Annotated in this window: 16 protein-coding genes; 1 reads left to right on the forward strand and 15 read right to left on the reverse strand. The window is 71.3% G+C overall.

Annotated elements, in window-relative coordinates; all coding sequences use genetic code 11:
* Positions 1 to 36 precede the first annotated feature (36 nt).
* From argH to infC, 15 genes are all read right to left on the reverse strand, one after another.
* Entirely contained in the window at positions 37 to 1458 is a 1422-nt protein-coding gene (argH, locus tag LZP97_RS08365; protein WP_010595384.1) for an argininosuccinate lyase, read from the reverse strand.
* Positions 1459 to 1460: 2 nt separating this feature from the next.
* Positions 1461 to 2660 (reverse strand): argininosuccinate synthase, encoded by a 1200-nt coding sequence (locus tag LZP97_RS08370; RefSeq protein WP_010595383.1) that lies wholly within the window; start codon positions 2658 to 2660, stop codon positions 1461 to 1463.
* A 59-nt stretch (positions 2661 to 2719) separates the two neighbouring features.
* Positions 2720 to 3265, reverse strand: coding sequence for an arginine repressor (locus LZP97_RS08375; protein ID WP_172603638.1), 546 nt, complete (start codon positions 3263 to 3265; stop codon positions 2720 to 2722).
* Positions 3238 to 4167 carry an ornithine carbamoyltransferase gene (gene argF, locus LZP97_RS08380; protein ID WP_017681571.1) on the reverse strand — a complete coding sequence of 310 codons (930 nt, stop codon included), beginning with the start codon at positions 4165 to 4167 and terminating at the stop codon, positions 3238 to 3240. The genes LZP97_RS08375 and argF overlap by 28 nt, the downstream gene beginning before the upstream one ends.
* A 4-nt stretch (positions 4168 to 4171) precedes the next feature.
* Entirely contained in the window at positions 4172 to 5359 is a 1188-nt protein-coding gene (locus LZP97_RS08385) for an acetylornithine transaminase (protein WP_010595380.1), read from the reverse strand.
* Positions 5356 to 6300 carry an acetylglutamate kinase gene (gene argB / locus LZP97_RS08390; protein WP_010595379.1) on the reverse strand — a complete coding sequence of 315 codons (945 nt, stop codon included), beginning with the start codon at positions 6298 to 6300 and terminating at the stop codon, positions 5356 to 5358. The genes LZP97_RS08385 and argB overlap by 4 nt, the downstream gene beginning before the upstream one ends.
* Complete coding sequence (gene argJ / locus LZP97_RS08395; RefSeq protein WP_017681573.1) at positions 6297 to 7553, reverse strand: bifunctional glutamate N-acetyltransferase/amino-acid acetyltransferase ArgJ; 1257 nt, start codon at positions 7551 to 7553, stop codon at positions 6297 to 6299. The genes argB and argJ overlap by 4 nt, the downstream gene beginning before the upstream one ends.
* On the reverse strand, positions 7550 to 8623 hold the full coding sequence (argC, locus tag LZP97_RS08400) for an N-acetyl-gamma-glutamyl-phosphate reductase (RefSeq protein ID WP_017681574.1): 1074 nt from the start codon (positions 8621 to 8623) through the stop codon (positions 7550 to 7552). Before argC ends, argJ begins: the two co-directional genes overlap by 4 nt.
* Before the next feature lie 61 nt (positions 8624 to 8684).
* The gene (locus LZP97_RS08405) at positions 8685 to 9071 is read right to left on the reverse strand and encodes a PspA/IM30 family protein (RefSeq protein ID WP_010595375.1); all 387 of its coding nucleotides are present in this window, start codon (positions 9069 to 9071) and stop codon (positions 8685 to 8687) included.
* Positions 9072 to 9099: 28 nt separating this feature from the next.
* Complete coding sequence (pheT, locus tag LZP97_RS08410; protein WP_048771086.1) at positions 9100 to 11586, reverse strand: phenylalanine--tRNA ligase subunit beta; 2487 nt, start codon at positions 11584 to 11586, stop codon at positions 9100 to 9102.
* Between the two features lie 54 nt (positions 11587 to 11640).
* Positions 11641 to 12711 carry a phenylalanine--tRNA ligase subunit alpha gene (pheS, locus tag LZP97_RS08415; protein WP_010595373.1) on the reverse strand — a complete coding sequence of 357 codons (1071 nt, stop codon included), beginning with the start codon at positions 12709 to 12711 and terminating at the stop codon, positions 11641 to 11643.
* A 108-nt stretch (positions 12712 to 12819) separates the two neighbouring features.
* On the reverse strand, positions 12820 to 13632 hold the full coding sequence (locus LZP97_RS08420) for a TrmH family RNA methyltransferase (RefSeq protein WP_010595372.1): 813 nt from the start codon (positions 13630 to 13632) through the stop codon (positions 12820 to 12822).
* A gap of 49 nt (positions 13633 to 13681) precedes the next feature.
* A complete protein-coding gene (gene rplT, locus LZP97_RS08425; protein ID WP_003937964.1) occupies positions 13682 to 14068 on the reverse strand; it encodes a 50S ribosomal protein L20 in 387 nt (128 codons plus the stop codon).
* A gap of 64 nt (positions 14069 to 14132) precedes the next feature.
* Entirely contained in the window at positions 14133 to 14327 is a 195-nt protein-coding gene (rpmI, locus tag LZP97_RS08430) for a 50S ribosomal protein L35 (protein WP_010595371.1), read from the reverse strand.
* An 89-nt stretch (positions 14328 to 14416) separates the two neighbouring features.
* The gene (infC, locus tag LZP97_RS08435) at positions 14417 to 15076 is read right to left on the reverse strand and encodes a translation initiation factor IF-3 (protein ID WP_017681575.1); all 660 of its coding nucleotides are present in this window, start codon (positions 15074 to 15076) and stop codon (positions 14417 to 14419) included.
* Positions 15077 to 15433: 357 nt separating this feature from the next.
* Between infC and LZP97_RS08440 the strand changes: the two genes are divergently transcribed.
* Positions 15434 to 15787, forward strand: coding sequence for a DUF1844 domain-containing protein (locus LZP97_RS08440; protein WP_003937961.1), 354 nt, complete (start codon positions 15434 to 15436; stop codon positions 15785 to 15787).

The following is a 15787-nucleotide window of genomic DNA, read 5'->3' on the forward strand; positions in this document are numbered from 1 at the left end:
CGTCGACCCGATGGCCCCGTTCACCGAGCAGGCCGGTCAGCCGCGCACCCAGTCCCGCAGCGCGCGGGCGGCGGCACGGACACCGTCGAGCTGTTCACCGACCCGCACGCCCGCGGTGCCGCCGCGGGCGTTGCGCGAGGCGATCGAGCCCTCCACGGTGAGGACCTCACGTACCTGCGGGGTCAGTGCGGCATCGACGGCGGCCAGTTCGTCGTCGGTCAGTTCCTCGAGTCCGACTCCCCGCGCCTCCGCCGCCCGCACGCAGGCGCCGGCCGCTTCGTGCGCGATCCGGAACGGCACTCCCTGGCGCACCATCCACTCGGCGATGTCGGTGGCGAGGGTGAACCCGGCGGGTGCCAGCTCGGCCATGCGATCGGTGTGGAAGGTCAGGGTGGACACGAGACCGGTGATCGCCGGCAGGAGGAGCTCGAGCTGCGCGACCGAGTCGAACACCGGCTCCTTGTCCTCCTGCAGGTCCCGGTTGTACGCCAGCGGCTGGGCCTTGAGCGTGGCGAGCAGGCCGGTGAGATTGCCGATGAGGCGGCCGGCCTTGCCCCGGGTCAGTTCGGAGACGTCCGGGTTCTTCTTCTGCGGCATGATCGACGAGCCGGTTGACCACTCGTCGGCGAGGGTGATGTAGCCGAACTCCGGCGTGCTCCACAGGATGACCTCTTCCGCCATGCGGGAGAGGTCGACCGCGATCATTGCGAACACGAACGCGGCCTCGGCGGCGAAATCCCGCGAGGAGGTGGCGTCGATCGAGTTCTCGGCAGCGGAGTCGAAGTTCAGCTCGGCCGCGATCGCGTCGGGGTCCAAGCCGAGGGAGGAGCCCGCCAGCGCCCCGGAGCCGTACGGGGAGACCGCGGCACGCGCATCGAAGTCCCGCAGCCGCTGTACGTCGCGCAGCAGCGGATGGGCGTGGGCGAGCAGGTGGTGCGCGAGCAGTACCGGCTGTGCCGCCTGCAGGTGGGTCTTGCCCGGCATCACGGCCGTGGGATGGGCGGCGGCCTGGTCGGCGAGGGCGTCGACGACGGCGAGGACCCCGTCGGCGATGCGTCGCGCCGCGTCGCGCAGCCACATCCGGAACAGCGTGGCGACCTGGTCGTTGCGGGAGCGGCCGGCGCGCAGCCGGCCTCCGACCTCGGGTCCGACCCGCTCGATGAGCCCACGTTCGAGAGCGCCGTGGACGTCCTCGTCGGACTCGGCGGGGGTGAACGCACCGGAGGCGACGTCGGTGGCGAGCCTGTCGAGACCGTCGAGCATGGCGGTCAGGTCGGCATCGCTGAGCAGTCCGGCCTTGTGCAGCACCCGTGCGTGTGCCTTGGAAGCTCGGACGTCGTAGGGGGCGAGTGCCCAGTCGAAGTGGGTGGATTTGCTCAGCGCCGCCATGGCGGCGGCCGGTCCGGATGCGAACCGGCCGCCCCACAGGGCGCCTTCGTTGGTGCCGTGAGCGGTCATCGCTACAGGCCCAGATCCCGCTTCGCGGCGACCTTGGAGGACAGGCCGTGGATCTGGACGAAGCCCTTGGCGTTGGACTGGTCGAAGGTATCGCCCTCGTCGTAGGTGGCGAGGTTGAAGTCGTACAGCGATTCGGCGCTGCGGCGACCGTTGACGGCGATATGGCCGCCGTGCAGGACGAGCCGGATGTCGCCGGAGACGTGCTCCTGGGTGTTCTGGACGAACGAGTCGAGCGCGTACTTCAGCGGCGAGAACCAGAGGCCGTCGTAGACCAGCTCACTCCAGCGCTCCTCCACGCGACGCTTGTACCGTCCCAGTTCGCGTTCGAGCGTGACGTGTTCGAGTTCCTGGTGGGCGTGGATGAGGGTGAGCGCGCCGGGGGCTTCGTAGATTTCGCGGCTCTTGATGCCGACGAGCCGGTCCTCGACCATGTCGAGACGGCCGACGCCCTGGGCGCCGGCGCGGCGGTTCAGTTCCTGGATGGCCTCGAGCACGGTGACCGACCGGCCGTCGATCGCGGTGGGCACACCCTTGTCGAAGGTGATGATCAGCTCGTCGGGGGCCTGCCAGTTGAGGCTGGGGTCCTCGGTGTAGTCGTAGACGTCCTTGGTGGGGGCGTTCCACAGGTCCTCGAGGAAGCCGGTCTCGACGGCCCGGCCCCACACGTTCTGGTCGATCGAGAACGGGGACTTCTTGGTGACGTTGATCGGCAGGTTGTGCTCGCCGGCGAAGGCGATGGCCTTCTCACGGGTCCACGCGTAGTCGCGGACGGGTGCGATGACCTCGAGATCGGGGGCGAGGGCGCCGAATCCGACCTCGAACCGGACCTGGTCGTTGCCCTTGCCGGTGCACCCGTGCGAGACGACGGTGCCGCCGTGCTCGCGGGCCGCCTCGACGATGTGCTTGACGATCAGCGGGCGGCTGATCGCGGAGACCAGCGGGTAACGGTCCATGTAGAGGGCATTGGCCTGCACGGTCGGCAGGCAGTACTCCTCCGCGAACTCGTCCTTGGCGTCGACGACGACGGATTCGACCGCGCCGCAGTCGAGGGCGCGCTGGCGCACGACCTCCATGTCCTCGCCGCCCTGGCCGAGATCGATGGCGACGGCGACGACCTCCTTGCCGGTCTCCTTGCCGATCCAGCTGATGGCGACGGAGGTGTCCAGCCCGCCCGAGTAGGCGAGTACGACGCGATCGGCCATTGTGTTTGTGCTCCTTCTTGATTGAACGTGCGTCTATCGGTGCTCGGTGCGCGATCGGATCAGGCCAGGGATTCGATCTTCGCGGCGAGGTCGGCTCCGGTGAGGGGCTCACGCGCGATCACCGCGATGGTGTCGTCGCCGGCGATGGTGCCGACCACTTCGGGTAATGATGCCCGATCGAGTGCGCTGGCCAGATAGTGCGCTGCTCCTGGTGGGGTGCGGAGCACCGCGATGTTGCCGCTCGAGTCGGTGGAGACCAGCAGTTCGCCGAGGAGGCGGGAGAGTCGGTCGGTGCCTCCGGAGACGCCTCGGACGGGGCTCCCGTCCTCGGGGACGACGTACACCCCGGGGCCGCCGTCGGCGCCGCGGAGTTTGACCGCACCGAGCTCCTCGAGGTCGCGGGAGAGGGTGGCGTTGGAGACCTCGATGCCTTCGGCGGCGAGCAGCGCGGCGAGTTCCGGTTGGCTGCGGATCGCACGGGTGGCGACGAGCGCGGTGATCCGGGCCTGCCGGGCCGCGCGGGTCGGGGCCGCGGCGGCGCCGGCGCCGCTCGACGGTTCGGCCACGCTGCTCACGGCTACCGTTCGCGCTGCTCGAGCAGCCATACGAGCAACGCCTTCTGGGCGTGGAGGCGATTTTCGGCCTCGTCCCACACCACCGACTGCGGTCCGTCGAGGACCTCGTCGGTGACCTCGTCGCCGCGGTGGGCCGGCAGGCAGTGCAGCACGACGGCCTTCGGGTCGGCGAGCGCGAGCAGCTCGGCGTTGACCTGGTACGGACGGAAGGGACCGACGCGGTCGAGTCCGTCGTTCTCCTGGCCCATGGAGGTCCAGGTGTCGGTGACGAGGGCGTCGGCACCGGTGGCGGCGGCGTGCGCGTCCTCGGTGAGGGTGATCTGCGCGCCGGTGTCGGCGGCGCGGGCGCGGGCCGCAGCCACGACGGCGGGATCCGGAGCGAAACCGGCGGGGGCGGCGATCGTGACGTCGATGCCGGCGGTGACGCCGCCGAGCATGAGCGAGTGCGCCATGTTGTTGGCGCCGTCGCCGAGGTAGGTCAGTTTCAGCCCCCGCAGCTCCCCCTTGTGCTCGCGCAGGGTGAGCAGGTCCGCGAGGACCTGGCAGGGGTGGTACTCGTCGGACAGGGCGTTGACGAGGGGCACGGTGGCGCCTTCGGCCATCGCCTGGAGCCGGTCCTGGCCGAAGGTGCGCCAGACGACGGCGTCGACGTAGCGGGACAGGACGCGGCCGGTGTCCTGCAGGGTTTCTTCCCGTCCGAGCTGGGTGGTGCGGCCGTCGACGACGACGGCGTGGCCGCCGAGCTGGGCGATTCCCATCTCGAAGGAGAAGCGGGTGCGGGTCGAGTTCTTCTCGAAGATGACGCCGACGCCGCGCGGTCCCTCGAGCGGGCGGGCCGAGAACGGCGCCTTCTTCAGGGCCGCGGCGAGGTCGAGAACCTCGCGCTGTTGTGCGGGCGTGAGGTCGTCGTCCTTCAGGAAGTGCTTCACCATGGGTCTAGTTTCCTTCCTGCCGGGCGGCGTCGAGCACGCAGGGCAGTGTCGCGACGAATCCGTCGGCCTGTTCCTGGGTGAGGATCAGCGGTGGGGCGAGGCGGATGACGTCGGGGGCGGCGGCGTTGACGAGATAGCCGGCGTCCCGGGCTGCCGCTTCGACGGCGGGGGCCCGGGTGTCGGTGAGGACGATGCCGAGCAGCAGGCCGGCGCCGCGGACGTGGTCGACGAGGGGGTGGTCGAGTGCCTCGATGCCGGTGGCGATGGACTTGCCGACGGCGTCGACGTGGGCGAGCAGGTCCTGTTCGTCGATGGTGCGCAGGACGGCGAGCGCGGCGGCGGCGCACACCGGGTTGCCGCCGAAGGTGGTGCCGTGCTTGCCGGGCTGGAAGAACTCGGCGGCCGGACCGGTGGCGAGGACGGCACCGATGGGCAGGCCACCGCCGAGACCCTTGGCGAGGGTCATGACATCGGGCACGATTCCGGCGGTCTGGTGGGCGAAGAACGTCCCGGTGCGGGCGATGCCGGTCTGCACCTCGTCGAGAACGAGCAGTGCCCCACGTTCTGCGGTGATCCGGCGGGCCTGGACGAGGTAGCCCTCGGGGGGCACGACCACGCCGGATTCGCCCATGATCGGTTCGAGGAACACGGCGGCGGTGTTCTCGTCGACGGCGGCGTCGAGGGCCTCGGCGTCGCCGTAGGGGACGAATTCGACGCCGGGGGGCATGGGTTCGAACGGGGCGCGCTTGTCCGGCTGGCCCGTGAGGGCCAGGGCCCCCATGGTGCGGCCGTGGAAGGCCTTCTCCGCGGCGATGATCTTGGGGCGTCCGGTGAGCCGGGCGAGCTTGAACGCGGCTTCGTTGGCTTCGGTGCCGGAGTTGCAGAAGAACGCCCGGCCCGGGTGCCCGAAGTGCGCGAGGAGGCGTTCGGCGAGTTCGACGACGGGTCCGCTGGCGTAGAGGTTGGACACGTGACCGAGCGTGTCGAGTTGCGCGGTGACGGCGTCGCGGATGGCGGGATGGCGGTGGCCGAGGGCGTTGACGGCGATGCCGCCGAGCAGGTCGAGGTACTGCTTGCCGTCGGCGTCGGTGACGACGGCACCGTCGCCGGCGACGAGGGCGACCTTGGGGACGCCGTAGTTGTTCATCAGCGACCCGGCCCAGCGCTGCTGGAGTTCGGAGGTGCCGGTCATGGGGTGCCTTCCTGGGTGGGCGCGGTCGCCCGGGGGTGGGTGGGAGTGACCATCGTGCCGATGCCTTCCTCGGTGAGGAGTTCGAGCAGCACCGAGTGCGGCTGGCGGCCGTCGATGACGTGGGCGGTGGGCACGCCACCGCGGACGGCTCGCAGGCAGGCTTCCATCTTGGGGACCATGCCGGCGTCGAGGGACGGCAGCAGCTCGGCCAGGGCGTCGACGTCGATGCTGGTGGCGAGCGAACTGCGGTCGGGCCAGTCGGTGTAGAGGCCCTCGACGTCGGTGAGGACGACGAGTTTCTCCGCGCCGAGCGCCTCGGCGAGCGCGGCGGCGGCGGTGTCGGCATTGATGTTGTGGACCACGCCGTCGGCGTCGGGGGCGATGGTGGAGACGACGGGGATGCGACCGGCCGCGACGAGGTCGTGGACGGCGGCGGGGTCCACGGAGGTGACGTCGCCGACGAGACCGATGTCGGTGTCCTCGCCGTCGACGACGACCGTGCGGCGGGTGGCGGTGAACAGGTGGGCGTCCTCGCCGGAGATCCCGACGGCGTACGGGCCGTGGGCGTTGATCAGGCCGACGAGTTCGCGGCCGACCTGGCCGAACAGCACCATGCGGACGACGTCCATCACCTCGGGGGTGGTGACGCGGAAACCACCGCGGAACTCCCCTGCCATGCCCAGTCGCTTCAGCATGGCGTTGATCTGCGGTCCGCCGCCGTGGACGACGACGGGATGGACGCCGACGGTGCGCAGGAATGCCATGTCGGCGGCGAAGGCGCGCTTGAGCCGGTCGTCGATCATGGCGTTGCCGCCGTACTTGACCACGACGGTCTTGTCCCGGAATTTCTGCAGCCACGGCAGCGCCTCGGCGAGGACGTACGCCTTCTGGTGGGCGGTGAGCTGCGCGATGGGATCGGTGGTCGTCTCGGTTCCGGTCATGACGAGTAGGCCGAGTTCTCTTCGACGTATCCGTGGGAGAGGTCGGTGGTGCGGATGGTCACCTCGGCGTCACCGACGCCGAGGTCGATGTCGAGGGCGATGTCGGGGCCGGACAGGTCGACCTCTCGGGCGCCGGGAGCGCCCACGCCGTCGAGGCACACCGGGGATCCGTTGAACGTGACGGAGATGCGATCGGGGTCGAGCGCGATGGGAGCGATGCCGATGGCGGCGAGCACACGCCCCCAGTTGGGGTCGGAACCGAACAGGGCGGTCTTGACGAGGTTGTCGCGTGCGACGGTCCGGGCGCCCACGAGGGCGTCCTGCTCGGTAGCAGCGCCGCGGACGGTGACGGTGACCCGTTTGGTGACGCCCTCGGCGTCGGCCATCATCTGCCCGGCGAGGTCGTCGCACACGGCGAGGACGGCGGCGTCGAGCTGCTCCTGGCTGGGGGCGATGCCGCTGGCTCCGGACGCGAGCAGCAGCACGGTGTCGTTGGTGGAGGTCGACCCGTCGACGTCGAGACGGTCGAACGTGAGCCGGGTGGCGGCGCGCAGGGCACGGTCGAGCTGCTCGGCGGTGGCCACCGCGTCGGTGGTGAGCACGCACAGCATCGTGGCCAGGGCGGGGGCGAGCATGCCTGCGCCCTTGGCCATGCCGCCGACGTTCCACTTGTCGGCGTGGTGCAGGGCGGCCTGTTTGGGCACGGTGTCGGTGGTCATGATGGCGTAGGCGGCATCGGTGCCGCCGGAGATCCCGCCGGCGAGTTCGTGGACGATCTCCGCGACACCGGCGAGCACCTTGTCCATCGGCAGTCGGTCGCCGATGAGGCCGGTCGAACACACCGCGACTTCGCCGGCACCGGTCTCGGTGCCCCAGTTGCTGAGCGTTTCGGCCACCTTCTCCGCGGTGGCGTGGGTGTCCTGGAAGCCGCCCGGTCCGGTGCAGGCGTTGGCGCCGCCGGAATTGAGGATCACGGCGCGCAGCGCGCCGGACGTCAGGACCTGCTGCGACCACAGCACGGGCGCGGCCTTGATCTTGTTGGTGGTGAAGACGCCGGCTGCGGTCAGCTCCGGGCCCTCGTTGAAGACCAGCGCGAGGTCCGGGTTGCCGGAGGCCTTGATGCCGGCGGGGATACCGGCGGCGCGGAACCCGGCCGGCGACGTGACGCCCTGGGTGCGGATCAGGCGGCCGCCGGCGATCTCGACCGCGTCGGCGTAGACGTGCTCGTCGGTGGACTGTCTGTCGATGCTCACGGGGCGACTCCCACGGTGGACAGGCCGGCGGTCTCGGGCAGGCCGAGCGCCAGGTTCATGGACTGCACCGCCGCGCCGGCGGTGCCCTTGGTCAGGTTGTCGAGCGCGGCGACGACGACGAGGACGCCGGCGTCGGGGTCGACGGTGACGGCGAGCTGCACGGCGTTGGAGCCGAGTACCGCGCCGGTGCTGGGCAGCGTCCCTTCGGGCAGTACCTGCACGAACGGCTCGTCGGCGTAGGCCTTCTCGTACACGGCCCGGGCCTCGTCGGCGGTGGCGGTGGTGGGGGCGGTGCAGGTGGCGAGGATGCCCCGCGGCATCGGCGCCAGCACGGGGGTGAAGGAGACGGACACTGCGGCGTCGGTCAGGGTGGCGAGGTTCTGCTTGATCTCGGGGGTGTGCCGGTGTGCTCCGCCGACGGCGTAGGCCCGGACCGAGCCCATGACCTCGGAGCCGAGGAGGTCGGCTCGGAGGGACCTGCCGGCGCCGGAGGTACCGGATACGGCGACGACGTGGACTGTCGGCTCGACGATGCCGGCCGCGACGGCGGGGGCCAGGGCCAGGGTGGCCGAGGTGGGATAGCAGCCGGGGACCGCGATCCGGGTGGCGCCGATCAGGTGCTCGCGCTTGCCGGGTAGTTCTGGCATCCCGTACGGCCAGGTCCCCGCATGTTCCCCGCCGTACCAGCGCTCCCAGTCGGCGGACTCGGACAGGCGGAAGTCGGCGCCGCAGTCGATGACGACGGTGGTGTCGGGCAGCTGTTCGGCGATGACGGCGGAGTGGCCGTGCGGCAGGCCGAGGAACACGACGTCGTGGCCGCTCAGGGTCTCGGAGTCGGTGGCGTCGAGGACGCGGTCGGCAAGCGGGAGCAGGTGGGGATGGAATTCGCGGAGCCTCGCGCCGGCGTTGCCACCGGCGGTGAGTGCACCGACGACGAGCCGGCCGTCCTGGTAGGCGGGATGCCCGAGGAGCAGACGCAGGATCTCGCCCCCCGCGTACCCGCTCGCCCCTGCGACGGCGACCCGAATCGGTGACTGTGCGGTCGCCGTGAATTCCGGTGAGTTACCCATGCGATTGATTATGCACCATCATGCAACTTCATTCATGCGGGTGGGTCGGACCGAGCCCGGTTCACCCCTCGGCCAGCGAGCGACGGATCTCGCGCAGCCTGTCGGCGGCGGCCTGTCGGCGCTCGTCGAACTGCTCCTCGAGCGTGCGTCCCGCTGCGCTCTCGCGGGCGAGTTCCTCCGCACCGGTCGCGGTGCCCGCGCGGCGCTCGATCTTCTCCCGCACCGCGTCGAACGTGGGTACCCCGGCCGAGGTGTAGCCGGGGTCCTTCCCCTCGGCGGGTGTCACGTCCGGCCCGACCGGGGACGGCGGAACATCCGGCACCGACGGGGAACCCGGTTCCGCCGGGGTCACATCCGGCACCGACGGCGAACCCGGTTCCGCCGGGGTCACGTCCGGCACGGGCGCGTCCGGGGCATCGGGGGCGGGTGAGGACGGATCGGTGGTCATGCTCCCAGGCTACGTCCGCGGCGGTGGCTCAGTGCCGCAGTTCGGCGCCGACCGCCGTGCCGGCCGCGGCCACAGCGGCGTCCCGGGCCGCGCTGGCCTCGTCCTCCGTGAGGGTGCGGTCTGCCGCGCGGAAGCGCAGAGCGAAGGCGAGCGACTTACGCCCCTCCCCCACCTGCGCCCCCTCGAACACGTCGAACAGGCGGATGTCTTCGAGCAGTTCGCCGCCGCCCGCGCGCAGCGCCTCCTCGACGTCGGCGGCCGGGATCTCCTCGGCCACGACGACGGCGACGTCCTGCAGCACAGCGGGGAACGGGGAGATCTTCGGCGCCGGCAGCGACTCCACCATCGGCAGCGCGTCGAGGTCGAGTTCGAAGGCGCACGTGCGGGCGGGCAGCCCGGCCCGCTCGAGCACTGCCGGATGCAACTCACCGGCGTGACCGACGACGACACCGTCGACCAGTAGTTCGGCGCAGCGGCCCGGATGCCACGGCAGGTACTGCGCGGCGCGGCGCTGCAGCCGGACACCCGCGGCGGCCGCGACGGTCTCGGCCGCGGCGAACGCGTCGGTCGCGTCCGCGGGCCGGCCCGGCCCCCACGGCCCGGCGGGTTCCCGCAGGCCGCACAGCACCGCCCCGACGTGGACGGGCTGCGCAGGCAGCGAGCCCTCGAGCAGCGCGATCTCCTCGTCCGTGGGGCGCCGGTCCACCGGCAGGGGCGGCACCGGCCGGGTGCCGGGGCCGGGCAGGACGACCTGCGCGATCGCATAGAGCGCCAGGTCGCGCTGACCTCGGGACACGTTGCGGGCGAGCACCTCGAGCAGGCCGGGCAGCAGCGTCGTCGCCAGCTCGGGACGATCGGCCTCGAGCGGGTTGAGGACCGTCGTGGTGGTGCGGCGGGGGTCATCGGCGGCGAGACCCCACGTGTCGAATACGTGCGCCGGCAGGAAGACGGGGGCGAGCACCTCGACGTGACCGTCGGCGGCCAGGGCGCGGCCCACGGCGCGGCGTCGTTTCTGGCTCGGGGTCAGTCCGCGGCCCGCCGGGGCGGCCGGGAGCACGGACGGGATCTGTTCGAGCCCCTCGAGCCGGAGCACCTCCTCCACGAGGTCGGCGGGCTGACGCAGGTCGGGACGCCAGGTCGGCGGCGTGACCACGAGCTGGCCGTGTCCGTCCGGGCCGACACCGACCTCGACGCCGCACCCGATCTGGGTGAGCCGGCGCGCGGCGGTGCCGGTCGGGTAGGCGACCCCGGCGGTGCGGTCGGGCAGGTCGATGTCCATGCGGATCGAGACCGGCTCGACGGGGACGGACAGGTCGGTCAGGACCGGCTCGACGCGGCCACCGGCGATCTCCACGAGCAGCGCCGCGGCCCGGTCCAGGGCCGGCAGCGCCACTTCGGGGTCGACGTTGCGCTCGAAACGCTTGCCCGCCTCGCTCACCAGCTTGTGGCGCCGGGCGCTGCGGAACACGGCCAGCGGATCCCAGGTGGCGGCCTCGAGCAGGACCTCGGTGGTCGTGCCGCTCACCTCGGTCGCGGCGCCGCCCATGATGCCGGCGAGGGAGATCACCCCGGAGTCGTCGGTGATGACGACGTCCTCGGGATCAAGGGTGCGTTCGACGCCGTCGAGTGTCGTCAGCTTCTCCCCCGCCTTCGCACGCCGGACGACGAGCTCACCGCGGAGGGTGGCGGCGTCGAAGGCGTGCAGCGGCTGGCCGAGCTCGAGCAGCACGTAGTTGGTGACGTCGACCGCCGGGGAGATCGGGCGGATGCCGGACAGCAGCAGCCGCCGTTGCAGCCACCACGGGGACACGGCATGGGGGTCGATGCCGGTGACCTTGCGGGCAGCGAAGCGGGTGGCGCCGGTTTCGCGTTCGAGCCGGATGGGGTACGCCGGGCCGTCGGCGGGATGGGGTGCGACGTGCGCGGGATCGGCGAACTCGAGGTCGAAGCCGCACGCGAGTTCGCGGGTCAGGCCGCGCAACGAGAAGCAGTAGCCGCGGTCGGGCGTGATGTTCAGCTCGATGACGGTGTCGCCGAGGCCGAGGAGGTCGTTGGCGTCGGTGCCCGGCTCGGCGGTGCCCTCCTCGAGCACGAGGATGCCCGAGTGGTCCTTGCCGACCCCGAGCTCGGCGACGGAGCAGATCATCCCGTCGGAGACCCGGCCGTAGGTCTTACGGGAGGCGATGGCGAAGCCGCCGGGCAGCACCGCGCCGGGCAGTGCGACGACCACCAGGTCACCCTCGGCGAAGTTGCGGGCGCCGCACACGATGCCGCGCGGGGCGTCCTCGCCGACGTCGACCTGGCAGAATCGGATGGGCTTCTTGAATTCGGTGAGCTCGGTGATCTCGAGGACGCGGCCGACGACGAGGGGGCCGTCGATGCGCGCGAGGGTGTCGACCTCCTCCACCTCGAGTCCGACCCGGACGAATCCCGCGTCGAGTTCCTCGGCAGTGACGTCCCACTCGGGGGTGGCGCGCTGCAGGATCTCGGTCAGCCAGGACTGCGCTACTCGCACTTTTCGCTCAGCTCTTTCGGTCGGTTCGGTAGTCGGATCTCGGGTCGGGCGGTGTCAGCCCTGCACCCCGAAGGGGAGGGTGAAGCGGATGTCGCCCTCGACGATGTCGCGCATGTCGGAGATGCCGTTGCGGAACTGCAGGGTGCGCTCGAGGCCCATGCCGAACGCGAAGCCGGTGTACTCGTCCGGGTCGATGCCGCTCGCGCGCAGCACGTTGGGGTTGACCATGCCGCAGCCGCCCCATTCGACCCAGCCGGCGCCGCCCTTCTTCTTGGGGAACCACACGTCCACCTCGGCGGACGGCTCGGTGAACGGGAAGTAGTTCGGGCGCATCCGGGTGCGGGTCTCGGGTCCGAACAGGGCGCGGGCGAACGCGTCGAGGGTGCCGCGCAGGTGGGCCATGGTCAGGCCCTTGTCCACGGCGAGGCCTTCGATCTGGGAGAACACCGGGGTGTGCGTGGCGTCGAGCTCGTCGGTGCGGAAGGTGCGGCCGGGGCACACCACGTAGATGGGGATGTCCCGGTGCAGCATGGTGCGCACCTGCACCGGCGAGGTGTGGGTGCGCAGCACCTGCCGTGAGCCCTCCGGCGCGATGTGGAAGGTGTCCTGCATCGTGCGGGCGGGATGGTCGGGCAGGAAGTTCAGCGCGTCGAAGTTGAAGTGCTCGGTTTCGACCTCGGGGCCCTCGGCGATCTCCCAGCCCATGCCGACGAACACGTCCGCGATCTGGTCGGAGATGATCGTGATGGGATGCCGCGCACCGGCGGGGCGGCGGCCGGCGGGGAGGGTGACGTCGATGGCCTCGGCGACGAGGACCGCGGCGTCGCGCTCGGCGAGGAGCACGGCGCGGCGCTCGTCGTACGCCGCGGTGACAGCGCCGCGAGCGGCGTTGACCCGCTTGCCGGCGTCGGCGCGCTGGTTGCCGGGCAGGCTACCCAGGGCGCGTTTGGCGAGGGAGACGGGAGCCTTGTCGCCGAGGTGGTCGATCCTGGCCTGCGCGAGTGCGTCGAGGTCGGTGGCGGCGGCGAACGCCTTCAGTGCGGCCTGGGTGGACGCGGCGAGCGACTCCTCGCTCAGGGCGCTCGGATCGACTGCCGGCGGGGTGCCGCCCTCATTCTTGGCCACGACCGGTGCATCTCCTTCTTCGGGCGAACAGTGGGTGTGGTGCCGCGTTCGGCGTCGAGCGGATCGCGCCAGCGCAGCACCCGAATCCTAGGTGATGGCCGGGTCCCGTCAGGGCACGGCCCTGTCGGCGCGATGCTGCACGCGCGCGCTCGCGTACAGGCAGATCGAGGCCGCGGTGGCAAGGTTCAACGATTCGGCGCGGCCGCGGATGGGAATGCGCACCCGATGGTCCGCCCGTGCCGCGACCGCCGGGTCGAGACCGTGCGCTTCGTTGCCGAACAGCCAGGCGGTGGGGGCGGCGAGCAGCTCGTCGGCGTCGTCGAGATCGACCTCGCCGTCGGCGGCGGTGGCGAGCACCTGCAGTCCGGCGGCGGCGAGTGCGTCGAGAACCGTACCGGTGTCGCGTTCCCGGGCGAGCGGGAGATGGAACACGCTGCCCGCGGAGGCCCGGACGCATTTGCCGTTGTGGGGATCGACGCTGTCGCCGGCGAGGACCACCGCGTCGGCGCCGACCGCGTCGGCCACGCGGATGACGGTGCCGGCGTTGCCGGGCTCGGCGATCCCGACGGGCACGGCGAGCAGCCGGGGCGACGGTGTCAGGGCCCGCGCGAGCGGCACGTCGAGCAGATCGCACACGGCGACGATGCCCGGCGGGGTGACGGTGTCCGAGAGCCGGGTGGCGGCCCGCTCGGTGACGGTGCAGACCCGCACGCCCCGGCGGTGGGCGGCGTCGAGCAGACCGTGGTAGCGGGCGGCGGCGGCCTCGGTGACGAACACCTCGTGCACGACGGCCGTGGCGAGGGCCTCGCCGACGGAGTTCTCGCCCTCGGCGAGGAAGCGGCCGGCCTTGCGGCGGTCGGCGGTGCGCAGCAGTTTGACAGCAGAAACGACCCGCGGGGTGCGCTCGGTGAGCGGGTCCACGGGTCGTTCCTGTGCCGGTGTGTCGTTCAGCGTCGTCTCGGCGCTGCGCTCAGGCGGCGTCGGCCGGCGCGTTGACGTCGGCGGGCAGCGCGGCCTTGGCCACGGCGACCAGGCCGGCGAACGCCTCGGCGTCGGAGACGGCGAGCTCGGCGAGGATCTTGCGGTCCACCTCGACGCCCGCGGCCTTCAGGCCCTGGATGAAGCGGTTGTAGGTGATGTCGTTGGCGCGGGCAGCGGCGTTGATGCGGCTGATCCACAGCTTGCGGAAGTCGCCCTTGCGCGCGCGACGGTCGCGGTAGGCGTAGGTCAGCGAGTGGAGCTGCTGCTCCTTGGCCTTGCGGTACAGACGCGAGCGCTGCCCGCGGTAGCCCTTGGAAGCCTCGAGGATCGAACGGCGCTTCTTCTGGGCGTTGACGGCCCTCTTCACGCGTGCCACTGATATGTCCTGTCAATCTCGGGGGGCAGTCGATCGCCCCCGGGGGTCGGTCGGGGAAGGAAGCTCAGATGCCGAGCATGCGCTTGACGCGCGGGACGTCGACGTCGGCGACGGTGGCCTTGCCATCGAGGCGACGCGTCACCCGGGAGGACTTGTGCTCGAGCAGGTGGCGGCGGCCGGCCTTCTGGCGCAGGATCTTTCCGCTGCCGGACACCTTGAATCGCTTCGCGGTGCCGCTGTGGGTCTTCGACTTGGGCATGGAGTCCTCAGTTCGTCGGGGATTTACTCGTGTTCGTCCGGCACGCGCGCAGCGGCCGGCCGGGCGGTGGGCCCGGTCGACCGGCGGAGCTACGCGGTGCCGTCGCCTGCCGCAGGCTTGTCCGCGGCAGGAGCCGGCCTGGCGACGGAGGCCTGAGCGGTCTCCTGCGCCTTGGCGCGGGTCTTGGCGCCCTTGTGCGGCGCCAGGACCATGGTCATGTTCCGACCGTCCTGCTTGGGGGCGGTCTCGATGAAGCCGAGATCGGCGACGTCGGCGCCGAGGCGCTGCAGCAGCCGGAACCCGAGTTCGGGGCGGGACTGCTCGCGGCCACGGAACATGATCGTCACCTTGACCTTCGACCCGGCCTCGAGGAAACGCACCACGTTGCGCTTCTTGGTCTCGTAGTCGTGGTCGTCGATCTTCGGTCGGAGCTTCTGCTCCTTGATGACGGTCAGCTGCTGGTTCTTGCGCGACTCGCGCGCCTTCTGGGCAGCCTCGTACTTGAACTTGCCGTAGTCCATGATCTTGCAGACCGGTGGACGGGCGTCAGGGGCCACCTCGACCAGATCGAGATCGGCTTCGTATGCCAGGCGGAGTGCATCTTCAACACGCACGATTCCGACCTGTTCCCCGCCGGGTCCGACGAGCCGGACCTCGGGAACTCGGATGCGTTCGTTGATGCGGGTCTCAGCGCTGATGGGGCCTCCTAGGTAGAGCGGTGCGGTCCGGGTGACCGCGCCGCAGCACATGGGGCCGACTTCCGACGAAAAACCCCGCCGACGGTGCTCGCGCACCGGGCGGGGTCCGAATACCGACCGGCCCGACGGACCGCACGACTCGACGGTCGTGCGTTCTCGTCCCCCGATCACTCGGGGCGCACACTCCCCGGACATCCCGGAGGGCGGCGGACCGGACCACTGAGCGGAGATCATGACCAGGTCATGGGTCGCGCAGAGGTGGGAGTCGGACTCCACTTTGCTGCCCACGCGCAGTGCGCGCGGACGGTCGTGTCCCACAGCCTAGCAAACTTCGGCCCCGCGATCGAATCGCCGGCTGCGGCCCGACCCGCTCTCGCGGCAGCGTGCGGCGGGTGGGATCGTGAAGTCATGACCGACACCCCCGATCCGACCGTGGCCGACGACGTCCGGCACCTGGGCGAGATCCCGGCCGTCGAGGTGATCAGCCGCGCCGCCGTGATGCTCATGAGTTCCGCCGCCGAGAAGCTCGGCCTGGCCGACGAGGATCCCGAGGCCGGCACCCACCGCGACCTGGACGAGGCGCGCCGCGTGATCACCGCCCTGGCCGGGCTGGTCACCGCGTCGGTGGAGTACCTGGGCCCGCACGCCGGGCCGCTGCGCGAGGGATTGCAGGCGCTGCAGCGGGCCTTCCGGGAGGCGTCGGCCTACCCGGACGAGCCGGGCAAGGGTCCCGGCGAGAAGTACACCGGCCCGGTCTTCTGA

The sequence above is a fragment of the Rhodococcus sp. DMF-1 genome, assembly GCF_021441945.1.
GTDB lineage: Bacteria > Actinomycetota > Actinomycetes > Mycobacteriales > Mycobacteriaceae > Rhodococcus > Rhodococcus ruber.

Bases quoted from the DNA above. Each gene is read 5' to 3' on its own strand.
- argH (WP_010595384.1), bottom strand. From the start codon at position 1,458: ATGACCGCTCACGGCACCAACGAAGGCGCCCTGTGGGGCGGCCGGTTC.
- LZP97_RS08370 (WP_010595383.1), bottom strand. From the start codon at position 2,660: ATGGCCGATCGCGTCGTACTCGCCTACTCGGGCGGGCTGGACACCTCC.
- LZP97_RS08375 (WP_172603638.1), bottom strand. From the start codon at position 3,265: ATGGCTGCTCGAGCAGCGCGAACGGTAGCCGTGAGCAGCGTGGCCGAA.
- argF (WP_017681571.1), bottom strand. From the start codon at position 4,167: ATGGTGAAGCACTTCCTGAAGGACGACGACCTCACGCCCGCACAACAG.
- LZP97_RS08385 (WP_010595380.1), bottom strand. From the start codon at position 5,359: ATGACCGGCACCTCCGAACTCCAGCAGCGCTGGGCCGGGTCGCTGATG.
- argB (WP_010595379.1), bottom strand. From the start codon at position 6,300: ATGACCGGAACCGAGACGACCACCGATCCCATCGCGCAGCTCACCGCC.
- argC (WP_017681574.1), bottom strand. From the start codon at position 8,623: ATGGGTAACTCACCGGAATTCACGGCGACCGCACAGTCACCGATTCGG.
- LZP97_RS08405 (WP_010595375.1), bottom strand. From the start codon at position 9,071: ATGACCACCGATCCGTCCTCACCCGCCCCCGATGCCCCGGACGCGCCC.
- rpmI (WP_010595371.1), bottom strand. From the start codon at position 14,327: ATGCCCAAGTCGAAGACCCACAGCGGCACCGCGAAGCGATTCAAGGTG.
- infC (WP_017681575.1), bottom strand. From the start codon at position 15,076: ATGTGCTGCGGCGCGGTCACCCGGACCGCACCGCTCTACCTAGGAGGC.
- LZP97_RS08440 (WP_003937961.1), top strand. From the start codon at position 15,434: ATGACCGACACCCCCGATCCGACCGTGGCCGACGACGTCCGGCACCTG.